Here is a 15,083-nt window from a genome sequence, read left to right on the forward strand (position 1 = left end):
CATCCTCGAAGCCCGGCAACTGCGCAACGGCGTCGATGCCGGCCAACTCCTTCAGCACGAACAGCATGTCCTTGACGGGGGCGTGATAGCTCATGGTCGATGTTCCAATCAGACGGTATATGAGGGGCGCAACAGGGCTCGATGCGGCCAAACCGGCCAGGCCCTGGCGACGACGTGAGCCATCCTAATGCCGGGGCGGTCGATTCTCATTGTCATATCCGGCCCATGTGGTGACAAAATCGGCCACGGGATTGGGGAAAGTGGACGGGGAAAGCCGGCTGGGTGCGGGTTTGCGCGGGGGTGGGTTGGCTGGTTTCGGCGATTGGGCGAGCAATTGGCGTGCCGCGCGGGGCGGGTCAAGGGGGCCAGATTGGGCGATGCCCTTCGGGCCGTCGGGCGCCCTTGCCGCCGCATATGTGCCCCCCATCGACGAGCCTCTTCGCCGTCGCGAGCCCCATGCCGCTCGTCCCGCCGATGATGACCGCTCGTTTTCTCCCTACCGCTCCCTGGTGCTTTCCTCCGTCAGGGTTGTCTTGCCAGTTTTGAACCGCTTTGTACGACGCTTGGCGCAAACGATGCGAGGTTCGACAAGTTGACGCCGGAGACATTGGCGACCGCCTGCCACGCGGCTTCCTGATTCGCGCCATCAAGGAGGTGCGGCTGGCGCTGCGCCTCGATCGGGCCTGTGAATTTCCCTTTGGCCGACGCGAAGAATTGCCCTGAGACGTCGGTTCCGAACGCCGACGCCTGAAGGTACCGACGGGCCGCAGTCTCCGGCGTCTGATTCATGCCGGGGATGAGGTTCACGATCGGGATCATCAGATATTTCACCGCCCAGCCGGCGTTTCGCCCCACGTTGGTGGCGGTCGCCGCACCGGGCGAGACGGCGAACACGGCCATGCCGGAGGGCAGCCGGCGCGCGAGCGCCGCAGCCCACCAGGCAACGATGAGCTTCGCGTCGGCATACGCATTGTTAGGCACATATTTCACGTGAGGCCCGTTGCGCAGCAGCGCTTCCATCGCGGCGGTCAGGTCGCCTCCGTGGTACTTGGCGGCGAGTGCGTCCACGTCGGTGTATCTGAACATGGGTACGCCCCCCCGGGCAGGTTCCGCGCTGGCGATAACGATCCGCGCGTTGGGGCTCAGCAGGTTGGCGCGGAGCAACCCGACCGTGAGCTGATGATGGCCGATGAGCGGCGCCTGAGAAGCCTCGACGCCCGCCGCGGTGATCACCCGCTCCTTACCCGGGACCATCCCGGCATTGAGCAGCAGGAAATCAATCGGCCGACCTCGCTTGACGAGCTCGGCCAGGGCGGATTGAACGCTGGCCGGCTCGTCCAGTTCCAGCTCCAGCGGCGTGAATACCTGCGTCCCGGTCTGAGCCGCGAGCTGAGCGGCCGTTGCTTGAACCCGGGCCAGGCTGCGCCCGGTGACGATGACTTGGCGGTAGCCGTGGGCGGCGAGCAAGCGGGCCGCCTCATAACCGACCCCGGAGGTGGTGCCGGTGACGAGCGCAATTGAATGTTCCATGGGCATCTCCGTGTTAAAGGGTGACGGTCGAGTCGCAAGGCCCCACGAGGCCGAGATCGGCTTGATAATTTAGAACTATTCAGTTATAAATTTGCGCAGCGGACGTTGTCAAGGAGTTTTAAACCAAATGATTCAAAATACCGCCAGGCCGGTGGGCCGACCGCGCAGCTTCGACGAGACGGGGGCGCTGGAAAAGGCGATTCCGGTGTTCTGGTCGAAAGGCTACGACGGCGTGACGATTGACGATCTCGTCGCCGGGATGGGTGTGGGACGACCGAGTCTGTATGCCGTCTTCGGGGACAAGCGGGCGATATTCTTGCGCGCCCTCAAGATGTACGCGGAACGAAAGGGCGCATCGGCCGCGAAGGCACTCCTCTCGCCACCGGGTCTTCGCGACTCGATCACGGGTTTTCTGAGGTATGCCGTCGAAAGTGCGACCGAGAAAGGGTCTGCCCGGGGCTGCCTCATGATATGCGTCGCGCCGCTCGTAAACGACGCTGAGGTTCAGCGGTTCCTGCAGACCGCGGTCGAGGGCGGCGTGGCGCTCGTGGAACGCCGTTTCCGGGACGGTATCAGTGCGGGAGAAATCCCGTCCGACTTCCCCGTCACCGCGCGCGCAACCCAGGTCACCGACTTGGCGCGCGGGCTGACCATGCGTGCACAGATGGGCGCGCCGCGCAAGACGCTACTCAAAGATGCCGAGGAAGCGGCCGACCTGGTTCTCCTGCCTCGGCGCGCCTGACCGGCGATCGGAAACGGTGGGTTGCTCGACGCCGTTCTTGCTGAAAAATCGCCTCAACTTCAACGACGCATTTTTCATGAATGGTGACACCCGACAGGATTTCCGATAATCGACCTGCAACGCAGTGGCTGCCGCCCTGCGTTTGACTTTCATTGACAACGCCGTACTCGATCTCGGGATAGTGTTCGCCATCGAGTGCGTCGCCGCGAAACCGGCCAAAGCTGACCGGTACCGGAATGCGTAGCCATCCGCGATCAGGCGTGGTCGATCGATATATTCCCGTCCGTCGCCGGCTGAGCGGGTCATTTTTTCTCACGTCAGCCGGCGGAACAGACCTACCGGCAACACGCCCGCGCATTGCTTCCAGCTACACGCACAAGAATACGAACCGACGCATGAACCGACCGCTCCTGTCCATTCTTCTGGCAACGTTATTGACTTCGACCTTCGTAACCGGCGCATCGGCCAGTCCAACCGCCGAGTTGACGATCCCGAACACCGTGCCGCCACCGTCGTCGGTTGACTCCACGAACGCACAACGGACATCCATCACGCTCGCTCAGCTTGGGCGAGCCGCGTTCAAGGAAGACAATTATCCGCTCGCCATCGAGTATTACACCGCCGCACTGGACGCCTACCCGCTGCTTGATGCGTTCCTGGGCCGGAACATTGTCTACAGCGCAATGCACGAGCGGGAAAAATCCGCAGATGACGCAGTCGCCGCTGCAACGATCATAAAAAACACCGGCACTCACTATAAATTTGCGACAGACCTCTATCACCTTGCCGGCCTCGGGTACAAGCTCTCCGAGAAATATGACAAGGCGATAACCGCTTTTACGGACGCGATTGACCTCGATCCATCGGATCCTAAAATCTATGCCTCCAGGGCGAGCGCCTACAAACAAAAACTGGATTTCGAGCATGCGCTCGCCGATCTGGAAAAGGCAATGCGCCTCGATCCGAAAAGCATCGAGATAAAGGATAGTTATGCGATGGCGTTCGCGGATATGGGGTTGTACGCAGCCGCGATAGACAAGCTGAATGCGTCGCTCGCGGCGGACAACAGCTCGTCAACCACTTACATGAACCTCGGGCAAGTGTATATGTCGATGGGGAGATATGACGATGCGCGTCGCAATCTGGACAAGTCGTTGCAACTCGATCCGCAAAACTGGGATGCCGTTCAAAACGACATCAAATTGAATTTCTATACGACGCGCTACGCAACTGCATTGCGTGACGCCGACAGATGGCTGGAGAACAACAGGGAATCAAGCAGTTCTCAATCCGTGGAATACATGCTCATCCTGAAGCATCTGATATCGCAGCGACAGAAAACGGATGACCGGCCAAGCCTGGAAAGCGAAACGTCGAAATTACGGGATCAGACCGCATGGCCCCGTCCGATCATCGATTTTTTCCTCTCGAAAATAAACGCAGACCAACTCAGGAAAGCGGCGGCCAGTGGCGACGCGAATACACTCAAAATACGCCAATGTGAAGCCGAAACTTATATTGGCGAGATGAACCTGGCAAACGGCAAAACCGATGACGCAGCGAAAAATTTCGAAACAGCCGTCGCACTGTGCCCGGTATCCTGGGAAGAATACGATTTTTCCCGATTCGAACTAAAGTCGATCAACGCCCGTTGAGCGACACGCGTGGCCCGTTATCGGGAACGTGGGGGGCCGCGCGCAGATCGGCCGCGAACGCTGCAAAAGGCCGGTAGTGCCCCCTCCGACCCGATTCGCCCCCCCCCTCTCGGATCAGCCTCCCTGCTTCACCGCCACCAGCGGCCCGACAAACGCCTCGAAGTGCGGCAACCAGATGGGAATCGCCTCCTTGACCGCGAACATCCCGTGCCCGTTCTTGCCGAACGCCGGCTCGACCACCATCTGCCCGCGCCCACCGGCCGCCTGAAACGCGGCAAACCAGCTCGCCACGACCTCCGGCGCGAAATACTTGTCGTTCTCCACGTAATGCCACAGCACCGGCACACGCGTCGTGCTCGCGAAATGCCCGATCGTGTCGGCCATCTGCTTCGGATCGCACGGCATGCCGGGATGCGTCGTCGGGTTGCCCCCACGCCCACCCGAGAAGTTCACCACCGCGACCACGCCCGGCGGCGCGTAGCTTGCCGCCGCCAGCGACGCGAAGCCGCCCGCCGATTGCCCGACCAGCACGACGCGGTTGCGATCCACCTGCGGCAACGTCTGCGCGTATCGCACCGCCGCGAGCACGTCGCGCGCGGCTTGCTGCCCCGCAGCAAGGTAATCGGGATGCCGGCACGTGCCTGCGTCCTCTGCGTCGACCCCGCCCGTCGCCCCGTACCCGCGACGAATCGGCACGATGACCGCGAAGCCGTGCTGCACGAACGTCCGGATCTGCGGCAGCGCGCGATAGCGGCGCACCTTCGGCCGGTCGCGCGGGTCCGGCGGGCTGCCGTGGCTCAGCACGATCAGCGGGAAAGGCCCGGGGCCGTCCGGCATGTAGGTGGTGGCGACGATGTCCCGCGTGCTCGCCCCTTCGTCGACCGGGATCTTGACGATGGTTTCATGCAGATCGGCGGCGATGGACGTGTCTTCAGCCGCCGGCGCCGCGCAACCGGTGATGGTGGCGATCGAGGCAATCAACACCCCCGAGATCAGCCCCCGGCACAGGTGGATGGCGATCCGGTTTCGACGAACGGCGATGCTCATGAGGGGGCTCTCCGCGATTCCCGAGCCGACGGTCGGCGCTGCGCGACGCATACGGCGAAGGCGTCAGTGTATTCGCCCTAGCGGCGGTGCGGCAATGTGCGCCCCGTGTGGTGCAGTGTCCCTCCCGACGATGTCCGGCCGCCCCCGCATCGCAGCGATCGACCCCTTACCCCGCGACCGTCACACCCGCGTTGACGCTCCGGCCGGCACGCCGCATCAATTGCCAGCCGAACCACAGCATCCACAGCGGCAGCACGAGCACGACGACGATCTCGCTTGCGCCCGTCACGGCTTCGAACTCCGGAAAGAACCCCGAGACGAAGATGATCGCGAAAAACCACGCGACGATCTTCAACAGGAACGACCCTTGCCATCCGGCCTTCTTCAGATGGTTCGCGACGATCGGCGCCCAGAAGAACACCAGCGGGCCTTCGGACCACCATAGCCCGCTTTGCGTACCGTTGGCGACCGTCGCCCACGCGGCAGCGGTGGCAGCCCGGGTTGCGTCGTCTCCGCCCGCATACGCTTGCGCCAGCGGACCGAGCACCGACAGTTGAAGTGCCGCACCGGTCACGCCGAGCACCGCATACAACCCGATGCCGAACGCAACCATGTAGCCAAGCGCGCCGAGTTCCTCGTTGAATACGTGCAGGAAGTACCCGCCGATCACGAGCACCGGCAGGTAGAAGCCGAACACGTCGGCCAGCATCGACAGGCGAAACAGGTCACGCGTGTCGGACGGCAGGCTCAGCATCGTCGCGCCGTGCAGCAACATCCCGGTATCCGTGCCGGCCACCATCGATACCAGCCCCACGTTCGCATAGGCCAGCAAGCCGCCGATGATCGCGCTCCATGCCGTGAAGCGCATGACCTTGTATGAATCGTTCGTCATTCTCTTTCTCCGCATACCATGCCGGTTCTCGCGTGGAGAACCATTCTATGAACCGGGACAGTCCCGCTCGCGCGATACCGAAAACCGGGCCGCCCCAACAGTAGTCCATATTAGTAATGATAGGTCGACATGACAAAAACAAAATCGACCCGAAACACGAGGGAACGCCCTCGTGGCGACTGCATTCATGTCGACGCGCGACGCATGCACCCCGTGTGACCGAGCGCGAAACGACACATCGCACGCACGTCATGTCACTGCGTTTCCTTGAGCGGCAGCAGCCGCTTCTTCCCTTTCCTGAAGTTCGCGCCACATGATCTTTCCGGACCCCGACTTCGGCAGCGACTCGACGAATTCGACGATGCGCGGAACCTTGTAGGACGCCATATGATCGCGCGCCCATGCGATTACGTCGTCGGGTGTCACGCCGTCCGGGTACGCCGGGTCCGGCACGACGAATGCCTTGACGGTCTCGCCGCGATGCGCGCTGCGCGTGCCGATCACGCACACTTCCTTGATCGCCGGATGGCGGTACATCGTCGTCTCGACTTCCGCGGGCCACACCTTGTAGCCCGACGCGTTGATCATCCGTTTCAGCCGGTCGGCCATGAAGAAATAGCCGTCCGCGTCGATGCGGCCGAGATCGCCGGTGCGCAGGAAACGCTTGCCGTCGATCTCGACGAACGCCTGTTTCGTGGCCTCCGGATTGCGCCAGTACCCTTGCATCAGTTGCGGCGCATGCACGACGATCTCGCCCACCTCCCCTTGCGGCACCGGCTGGAACGTGACCGGATCGACGACTCGCGCATCGACGTCGAACACCGGAATGCCGAGGCACTGCGGCTTGGGGCGCGCCGGCGGATTGATGTGCGTCGCGGCGATCGTCTCCGACATCCCGTAGCCTTCGACGTAATCGAGCCCGACCGATTCCTTGAGCTTGCGCGCGATCGCGTCCGGCATCGCCGCACCGCCGCCGCGCATCGAGCGCAGGCTCGACAGGTCGTATTCGTACAGGTTCGGGTTCGACAGGAAATCCACCATCATCGTCGAGATCGACTGCCACACCGACACGCGGTGGCGGCCGATCGCGCGGCCCGCGGCATCGCGATCCCAGCGCGGCAGCACGACCACGGTCGAGCCGCGGTACAACGGGCCGTTCAGCCCGCCCTGCATGCCGGTGACGTGGAACAGCGGCAGCACCGCGAGGTGAATCGCGTCTTCGGGATCGTCGAACCAGTCGACGAAGCCGGCCGCCGTGCACATGACGCTTTGATGCGTGTGCACGCAGCCTTTCGGCTTGCCCGTCGTGCCGGACGTATAGGGCATCAGGCAGATGTCGTCGGGGCCTGCCGTCAGCTCGCCCGGCGCCCGCTTCTCGGCGAGCACGTCGCGCCAGTGGACCACGCCGGGCCCGTCGACGTGGCGTGGCGCGGCCACGAAATCGGGCAACGCGACGGCTGAAGGCTGCGTGACGTAGTCGCCATACGTCGCCACGACGACGTGCGCGAGGCCGCCTGCGGCGCCCGCGAGCGGCGCGATGCGCGGGTACAGGTCCCGCGCGACGAACACCGTGCTCGCGCCGCTGTCCTCGATGTAATGCGCGAGCTCGTCGGTCATGTTCATCGGATTGACCGGCACGACCACCGCGTTCGCGCGCAGGATGCCGTAGTACGCAATCATCCATTGCGGGCTGTTCTGCATGTACAGCAGCACGCGGTCGCCCGCCTTCACCCCGCAACGCTGCTGCAGGAAACCTGCCACGTGCTCGGCTTCGCGCTGAAAGCGCGCGAACGAGACGGGCGTGTCGTAGAACAGGATGAACGGCTTGTCGGGATGGCGCGCCGCCGCGCGCTCCGCGAGACGAAACAGGTGGGTCGCGGGCGGGACCTGATGCGTGGCCAGGTGCGCGGGCCAGAACGGCGATCGGATGGCAGACATGGTTCGGCAACTCTTCGTCAAAACTGCGGGTAATCAAGGGCGTCAGCGTGGCCCGTCTGTGTTGGGTCGAGCGGAAGTCCGGCGCGGGCGGCAGCCGGACTGCCGCCCTATCGACCGGTCTCGATGCCCGACGTCGTCAACGGGTGCGTTTGCGCCGCTGCCCCGTGCGACGCGGACGCCACCCGGCTGACGCCACGCATCATGTCGACCGCCTTCTCCGCGATCATGATGGTGGGCGCGTTGGTGTTGCCGCCGATCAACGTCGGCATCACCGATGCATCGACGATGCGCAGCCCGTCGAGGCCGTGCACGCGCAACTGCGGATCGACCACGGCCAGCGCGTCCTGTCCCATGCGGCAGGTGCCGACCGGGTGATAGACGGTATCCGTGCGTGCGCGCAGCACCGCCCGGATCTCGTCGTCGCTGTGCACGTCGCGCGTGAACATGTCCTTCGTGATCCACTCCGCGAGCGCGGGCGCTTCCATCAGGCCGCGCGTGATCTTGAAGCCCGCCACCATGTCCTCCAGGTCGCGCGGATCGTCGAGGAACGCGGGATCGATCAGCGGCGCGTCGGCCGGATCGCGGCTGAGCAGCGTGACCGAGCCGCGGCTGCGCGGGCGCAGCAGGCACACGTGGCACGACAGCCCGTGGCCGAGATGCATGCGCCGTGCATGGTCGTCGACCAGCGCGATCAGAAAATGCAGCTGGATGTCGGGCGCGGCGAGCCCCGGTTGCGTCTTCAGGAAAGCGCCGCCTTCGGCAAAATTCGACGTCAGCATGCCGCGCCGCTCGCGGCGAAAACGCAGGATCTCGCGCAGCATCCGCACGCTGCCGCCCACCGAGACGCCCATCGTGTCGAGGCTGCGCGTGCGGTAGCTGAGAATGAAGTCGGGGTGATCCTGCAGGTTGCGGCCGACGCCGGGCAGCGCGTGCAGCGTGTCGATGCCGACGCGCGCCAGCTCGTCCGCCGGGCCGACGCCCGACAGCATCAGCAGTTGCGGTGTCTGCAGCGCACCCGCTGCCAGCACCACTTCGCGTCGCGCGCGAAACGTCTTCAGCGTGCCGTTCTGAAGCACTTCCACGCCCACTGCGCGCTTGCCCTCGAACAGGATGCGCCGCACCTGCGCGTGCGTTTCGACGGCAAGATTGGCGCGCTTGCCGATGTGCGGGAGCAGATAGCCGCGCGCCGCGCTCCACCGTTCGCCTTGCTTCTGCGTGACCTGGTAGATGCCGACGCCTTCCTGCTGCGCGCCGTTGAAATCGTCCGTCAGCGGCAGGCCAGCCTGCCGGGCCGCCGCCAGGAAGCGCGCCTGGAACGGGTTGTCGGAGCGCAGATCGCTGACCCACAGCGGGCCGTCCTTGCCGTGCCACGCGTCGTTTATGCGTTCGTTGTGTTCGCTCAGCCGGAAGTACGGCAGCACTTCGTCGTACGACCAGCCGGGATTGCCGAGCGCGGCCCACGTGTCGTAGTCGCTGCGATGGCCGCGAATGTAGACCATCGCGTTGATCGCGGACGAACCGCCCAGCGCCTTGCCGCGCGGCTGGTAGCCGACGCGCCCGTCGAGCCCGCGCTGCGGCACCGTCTTGAACGCCCAGTTGTTCAGGCGGGTCGGCAGCATCGCGACCATGCCCGCCGGAATGTTGATGACGGGCCCGTCGCCACGCCCTCCCGCTTCCAGCAGGCAGACGCTGGTGTTCGGGTCTTCGGTCAGGCGCCCTGCTACCACGCTGCCGCCCGAGCCGCCGCCCACGACGATGTAGTCGAACTGTTGATTCATGGCATTTCTCTCGATACAGGATTCGGAAGTCACGCGAGACGCGACAGCGTGCGCAACAGCAGGTCGAACACGCGGCCGTACGGCGGATGGAACAGCACCGCGCCGTTCCAGCGGGTCTGGTGAAACACCGGCTTGAGCTTGCTGAAGGTATCGAAGCCCCACTGGCCGTGGTACGCGCCCATGCCGCTCTGCCCGACGCCGCCGAACGGCTGGTTCTCCTGCACCAGATGCCACAGGCAGTCGTTGATCGTCACGCCGCCGGACACCGTCTCGCGCAGCACGCGATCGCGGCGCGACGCGTCGTCGCCGAACCAGTACAGCGCCAGCGGGCGCGCGCGGCTTTGAACGTAGGCGAGCGCATCGTCGAGGCTCGCGTATTCGACGATCGGCAGAACCGGGCCGAAGATCTCCTCGTTCATCAGCCGCGTATCGGCCGGTGCGCCGATCACGATCGTGGGCACGAACTTGCGCGACGACGCGCCGAACGATTCGCCGGCCGGATTGACTTCGAGAATGCGCGCGCCCGCGCGCCGCGCTTCGTCGACCATGTCGGCGAGGCGCGCACGGTGGCGTTCGCTGATGATCGCCGTGTAGTCGGGATTGGCCGCGAGCGTCGGATACAGGCGCGCGATGGCGCGCGCCAGTTGCGACGCGATGCTGTCGGCCGTGCCGGCGGGCACCAGCAGGTAGTCGGGGGCGACGCAGGTCTGGCCCGCGTTCAGCAGCTTGCCGAACGCAAGCCGCTGTGCGGCCACCGCGACGTTGCACGACGCATCGACGATCGCCGGCGACTTGCCGCCGAGCTCGAGCGTCACGGGCGTCAGGTTGGCCGCGGCCGCCTGCGCGACGACACGCCCGACCTGGGTCGAGCCGGTGAAGAACAGATGATCGAACGGCAGGCCGGCAAACGCCTTGCCGAGTTCGACGTCGCCGGCCACGACGTCCAGTTCGTCCGGCGCAAAGGTGTCGCGCGCCATCGACACGAGCAGGTCGGACAGCGCGGGCGTGAGCTCGGACGGCTTGATCAGTACGCGATTGCCGGCGGCGAGCGCCGCGAGTGCCGGCCCGAGCGAAAGCTGCAGCGGGTAGTTCCACGGCGAGATGATGCCCGTCACGCCCAGCGGTTGCGGCATCAGCCGGTTGTGGCCGGGCCGGAAATGCAGTGCGGTCGGCACGCGGCGCGCCCGCATCCAGTGCTTCAGGTGCCGGCGTGCATGCCGGATGCCCGCGCGCACGATGAATACCTCCGTCAGCCGCGTTTCGTGCGCGGAGCGCCCCTGGAAATCGGCGTCGATCGCGCGCACGATTTCAGGCTCGTGCGCGTCGAGCCACGCGGCCAGCCGGTCGAGGCGCGCCAGCCGGATGGGGAATGTCGGGTTCGGCTCCAGTGCGAACGCGCGGCGCTGGCGCTCGAAGCGGGCCGCGAGGTCAGTCGGGTAACCTTGGTGCATGGTGTCTCCTCCCGCTCGTCGATCGTGCGATTCCGTCGCGTCACGACAAGCGTCTTGCAAGATGTTTTTTGGTCTTCGCGCGATTCACGCGCCTGAGCGTCTACGCGCCCGGTCTCGACTTCACGCTCGACGTCGCGCGCGAATCGCGTGCCGCGCGCGAACTGGCTCACGCGATGTGCCTGCCTGCGCTCACGGGTTGCGCCGCGGCTCTGGCCGCACGGCGCCGGATGTGGCCGTCGATCAGGCTCGTCAGCAGCGGCACGACGCCGTCGGGGATGTCGTGCCCCATGCCGCGCACCATGACCATGTCCGCGCCCGGGATCGCGGCGGCGGTCGCGACGCCGCCGCTGGGCGCGACCAGCAGGTCGCGATCGCCGTGCACGACCAGCGTCGGCGCCTGAATCCGGCGAATCTCTTCTGTACGGTCTCCTGAATTGATGATCGCGCCGATCTGACGGGTCGTGCTCTCGTGATCGCGCGCCTGCTGGCCGCGATCCCACGCATGGCCCGCGTACGCGCGCCGCGCGGCGTCGTCGGCGGGATACGTCTGCGTGCCGATGTGCGCCATGATGCGGCTGTACTGCTCGACGGCCGCTTCGCGCGTGCGCGGCGGCGGTGCGGTCAGCATCAGCATGCTGGACATCGCCGGCTGGCCGACGTTACGCGCGCCGGTCGTCGAGATGATGGAGACCAGCGACAGCACGCGCTGCGGATAGCGCGCGGCGAGCACCTGCCCGATCATGCCGCCCATCGACATGCCCACGACGTGCACGCGCGCCACCTGCAAGTGGTCGAGCAGGCCGATCGTGTCCTGCGCCATGTCTTCGAGGTCGTAGCCGTCCTTGACCGGCCTGCGGAGAAATTGCCGGAGCACGCTCGGCCCCGGCCGCGGAATCCGCGACGAGCGGCCGACATCGCGATTGTCGAACACGATCACGCGATAGCCGCTTTGAATCAGCGCGTCGATCAGCGCGGGCGGCCAGAAGGTCAGCTGCAGCGTCATGCCCGCGATCATCAGCAACGGCTCGCCGTCGTCGGGCCCGTAGGTGCGGTAGCACAGACGCACGCCGCCCGGCAGGTCGCAGAATGCGTCCTGGTTCGCTTCCATGGTGTGTATCGTCATGATCAGGCTCCGACGGCGCGACGCGACTCGACACGATCCGAGCCGCCTGCGGCCGGCGCCGGCCGGAAGCGCAGGCAGCGGTCTTCGACCGAGCCGTGCCGCAAGATTTCGACATCGAGGTGATAGTCCATCGACATGACCCACGGCACGCCCGGGCCCTGGCGCGGCAGGCTGGCGATCGCGCGCTGCACGTAGCCGGCGCCGAAATCGAGCAGCGGCCGCGTCGGCATGTCGGCGGCCGGCAGCTCAGGCACGCAGGTCGCGAAGCCGCCGCGCTCCATGTGCGCGAGCACGCGGCAGAAATGTTCGGCCAGCAGCCCGACCTTCAGCGTCCACGACGAATTCGTGTAGCCGATGGAGAACGCGAAATTCGGCACGCCGCTGAGCATCATCCCCTTGAAGGCCACCTTGCTGTGGAGATCCACCGGTTCGCCGTCGACCGTCAGCTTGATCCCGCCGAAAAACCGGATGTTGAGCCCCGTCGCCGTGACGATGATGTCGGCCGGCAACGTCTGCCCGGATTCCAGCGCGATGCCCGTTTCCGTGAAGGTCTTGATGCGGTCCGTCACGACCGACGCACGGCCGTCGCGAATCGACTTGAAGAGATCGCCGTCCGGCACCACGCACAAACGCTGGTCCCACGGGTTGTACGGCGGGTTGAAGTGCACGTCGACCGGATAGCCCTTCGGCAGCTGGCGCTTGTTCAGGTAACGGATCAGGCGCCGCGCCGCCTTCGGCCGCGTGCGGCAGAAATGCCAGATGAAGCGGCCGATCGCGATGTTCTTGCGCCGCACGAGCGCATACGCCCACGTATGCGGCATGACCTTGCGCAGCGTATTGGCGATCGGGTCTTCCGACGGCAGGCTCACCACGTAGGTCGGCGTGCGTTGCAGCATCGTGACGTGCCGGGCTTTCTCGGCCATCGCCGGCAACAGCGTGACGGCGGTGGCGCCGCTGCCGATCACCACCACGCGCTTGCCGCTGTAGTCGAGATCTTCCGGCCAGTGCTGCGGGTGAACCACCGGGCCGGCGAAGTGCTCGATCCCGTCGAGCTTCGGCATATGGCCTTCGTCGTGGCGATAGAACCCGGCGGCGCTGAAGAACCACCTGGCCACGATCGTCTTGCGCTCACCGGTATCGACGCGCTCGACTTCGACGCTCCACACCGCTTTCGCGCTCGACCACGACGCCTCGATCACCTTGTGGTTCGTGCGGATGTGACGGTCGATCCCGTATTCGGTCGCGGTCTCTCTCAGGTACGACAGGATCGCGTCGGCACCGGCGATCGCCTTCTTGTCGGCCCACGGCTTGAAACCGTAACCGTAGGTGTGCATGTCCGAGTCGGAACGGATGCCCGGATAGCGGAACAGGTCCCACGTGCCGCCGGTCGCGGCGCGCGCTTCCAGGATGATGTAGGACGTGCCGGGACGGTCCGTTTCGAGTTGACGGGCGACGCCGATCCCGGACAGGCCGGCGCCGACGATGAGCACGTCGACGTGCTCGCTGGACGGAAGGGTATGGACGGTCACGACTTGTCTCCTGTGTGCGTCGAATGCGCTATGTGTCGTCATTTTCATGAACCGGATCGGGTCAAACAAGGTGTCGAATGCACCGGATGCGAATACAATGAGTGCAACTTGCACCTCTTCGCTTCGATAGCACTCCATCATGTCCCAGCCCACCGCCCTGCCGACCTGGCCGTTGCCCTCGCCACGCATCCGGGAACTGATGCGCCAGGGCGCCGAAATCGCGCTGAATGTGCAGACGGAATGGCTGCAGGAGCTGGACAAGGAAAACGTGGCGGCCAGCCCGACGATGAGCGACCCCGTGCTCGCCGCGGCCGTGCGGCGCATCAACCGCAACGGGCTGATTCACTGGGCCACCGCCAACCTGGAGAACCCTTGCGCGCCGGTATCGCGCTTTCTTTCCGCCGACATGCTTAGTAGTGCACAGGAGCTGGTGCGGCGCGGGCTCACCGACCTCGTGTTCGTCGCGGCCCGTTCGTCGCAGAGCGTCGTGTGGCAACGCTGGATGGATCTCGCGTTTACGCTGACGCAGGACCCGGCCGAGCTGCGCGAGCTCCTGGCCGTATCGTCGCGTTCGATCGCGGCCTTCATCGACACCAACATGATCGGCATGGCCGAGTTCATGCGCGCCGAACGCGAGGCACGGCTGCGCGGCACGCACGCCGATCGCCGCGAACTGGTCACGCAGATCGTCGAAGGTACGGCCATCAGCGCGCAGGAGGCCAGCCGGCGGCTGGGCTACACGCTCGAGCAGCGCCATCACGCCGCGATCATCTGGAGCGAGGAGGCCGATATCGAACTGGGGTTGCTGGAGCGGGCGGCCGACGCGCTCACGCAATGCGCGGGTACGCGCAACGCACTGGTCGTCGTCGCCAACACGGCCACGTTGTGGGTCTGGACGTATCACGACGGCAAACCGCTCGACATGGCTTCGCTGCAGCGTGCGGTCGGTGCGCTGCCCGGCGTGCACATGGCCGTCGCGACCGCCGGGAGCGGCATGGAAGGATTCCGGCGCAGCCACCTGGACGCGCTGGCGACACAGCGGCTGCTCGGCAGGCTGCACGCGGGCGTCGGCGTCGTACATGCGGACAGCATGAGCCTGATCGCGTTGATGACCCATCATATGGAATCCCTCCAGCAGTTCGTTACCAATACGCTCGGTGGCCTGGCCACCGCCGACAAGTCGCTGCGCGACGCGCTGCGCGCGTTCCTCGCGGAAGGCTGCAGCGTGACCGACGCGGCCGAGAAAACGCACGTACACCGCAACACGCTGCTGCGCCGGCTCGAGCGCGCCGAGTCGTTGCTGCCGCGCCCGCTCGCGCAGCAGCGCCTGCATGTCGCGGCCGCGCTGGAAGTGCTGCACTGGACCGCCATCGTTCCCGATTGATCGCCATCGTCGCC

General features: G+C 65.5%; 12 protein-coding genes. 3 read left to right on the forward strand and 9 right to left on the reverse strand.

Annotated features, from left to right (window positions below; translation table 11 throughout):
* Positions 1-94, reverse strand: a 94-nt coding sequence (locus HWX08_RS28810; RefSeq protein ID WP_175807155.1) for an acyl-CoA dehydrogenase N-terminal domain-containing protein, incomplete at its 3' end; no start/stop codon positions are given.
* 428 nt (positions 95-522) lie between these two features.
* Positions 523-1,530 (reverse strand): SDR family NAD(P)-dependent oxidoreductase, encoded by a 1,008-nt coding sequence (locus HWX08_RS28815; protein ID WP_174920839.1) that lies wholly within the window; start codon positions 1,528-1,530, stop codon positions 523-525.
* Positions 1,531-1,657: 127 nt separating this feature from the next.
* Here HWX08_RS28815 and HWX08_RS28820 point away from each other — a divergent pair, with 127 nt between their 5' ends.
* Positions 1,658-2,272 (forward strand): TetR/AcrR family transcriptional regulator, encoded by a 615-nt coding sequence (locus HWX08_RS28820; RefSeq protein ID WP_069258301.1) that lies wholly within the window; start codon positions 1,658-1,660, stop codon positions 2,270-2,272.
* 395 nt (positions 2,273-2,667) lie between these two features.
* Complete coding sequence (locus tag HWX08_RS28825; protein ID WP_174920838.1) at positions 2,668-3,927, forward strand: tetratricopeptide repeat protein; 1,260 nt, start codon at positions 2,668-2,670, stop codon at positions 3,925-3,927.
* Between the two features lie 114 nt (positions 3,928-4,041).
* Here the strand turns inward: HWX08_RS28825 and HWX08_RS28830 are convergent, their stop codons facing one another.
* From HWX08_RS28830 to HWX08_RS28860, 7 genes are all read right to left on the reverse strand, one after another.
* Positions 4,042-5,025, reverse strand: a complete 984-nt coding sequence (locus tag HWX08_RS28830; protein WP_174920837.1) for an alpha/beta hydrolase family protein — start codon at positions 5,023-5,025, stop codon at positions 4,042-4,044.
* Positions 5,026-5,140: 115 nt separating this feature from the next.
* A complete protein-coding gene (locus HWX08_RS28835; RefSeq protein WP_174920836.1) occupies positions 5,141-5,866 on the reverse strand; it encodes a hypothetical protein in 726 nt (241 codons plus the stop codon).
* Between the two features lie 249 nt (positions 5,867-6,115).
* Entirely contained in the window at positions 6,116-7,804 is a 1,689-nt protein-coding gene (locus tag HWX08_RS28840; RefSeq protein ID WP_174920835.1) for a long-chain fatty acid--CoA ligase, read from the reverse strand.
* 107 nt (positions 7,805-7,911) lie between these two features.
* Positions 7,912-9,582, reverse strand: coding sequence for a GMC family oxidoreductase (locus HWX08_RS28845; RefSeq protein WP_174920834.1), 1,671 nt, complete (start codon positions 9,580-9,582; stop codon positions 7,912-7,914).
* A gap of 29 nt (positions 9,583-9,611) precedes the next feature.
* Entirely contained in the window at positions 9,612-11,033 is a 1,422-nt protein-coding gene (locus HWX08_RS28850; RefSeq protein ID WP_174920833.1) for a coniferyl aldehyde dehydrogenase, read from the reverse strand.
* A gap of 166 nt (positions 11,034-11,199) precedes the next feature.
* On the reverse strand, positions 11,200-12,156 hold the full coding sequence (locus tag HWX08_RS28855) for an alpha/beta fold hydrolase (RefSeq protein ID WP_174920832.1): 957 nt from the start codon (positions 12,154-12,156) through the stop codon (positions 11,200-11,202).
* Between the two features lie 2 nt (positions 12,157-12,158).
* Positions 12,159-13,685 (reverse strand): flavin-containing monooxygenase, encoded by a 1,527-nt coding sequence (locus HWX08_RS28860; RefSeq protein WP_174920831.1) that lies wholly within the window; start codon positions 13,683-13,685, stop codon positions 12,159-12,161.
* Positions 13,686-13,824: 139 nt separating this feature from the next.
* On the opposite strand from HWX08_RS28860, the gene HWX08_RS28865 reads away from it, so the two are divergent.
* Positions 13,825-15,069 carry a PucR family transcriptional regulator gene (locus HWX08_RS28865; protein WP_208454965.1) on the forward strand — a complete coding sequence of 415 codons (1,245 nt, stop codon included), beginning with the start codon at positions 13,825-13,827 and terminating at the stop codon, positions 15,067-15,069.
* The last annotated feature ends 14 nt before the right edge of the window (positions 15,070-15,083 follow it).

Source organism: Burkholderia metallica, from assembly GCF_902832845.1.
GTDB lineage: Bacteria > Pseudomonadota > Gammaproteobacteria > Burkholderiales > Burkholderiaceae > Burkholderia > Burkholderia metallica.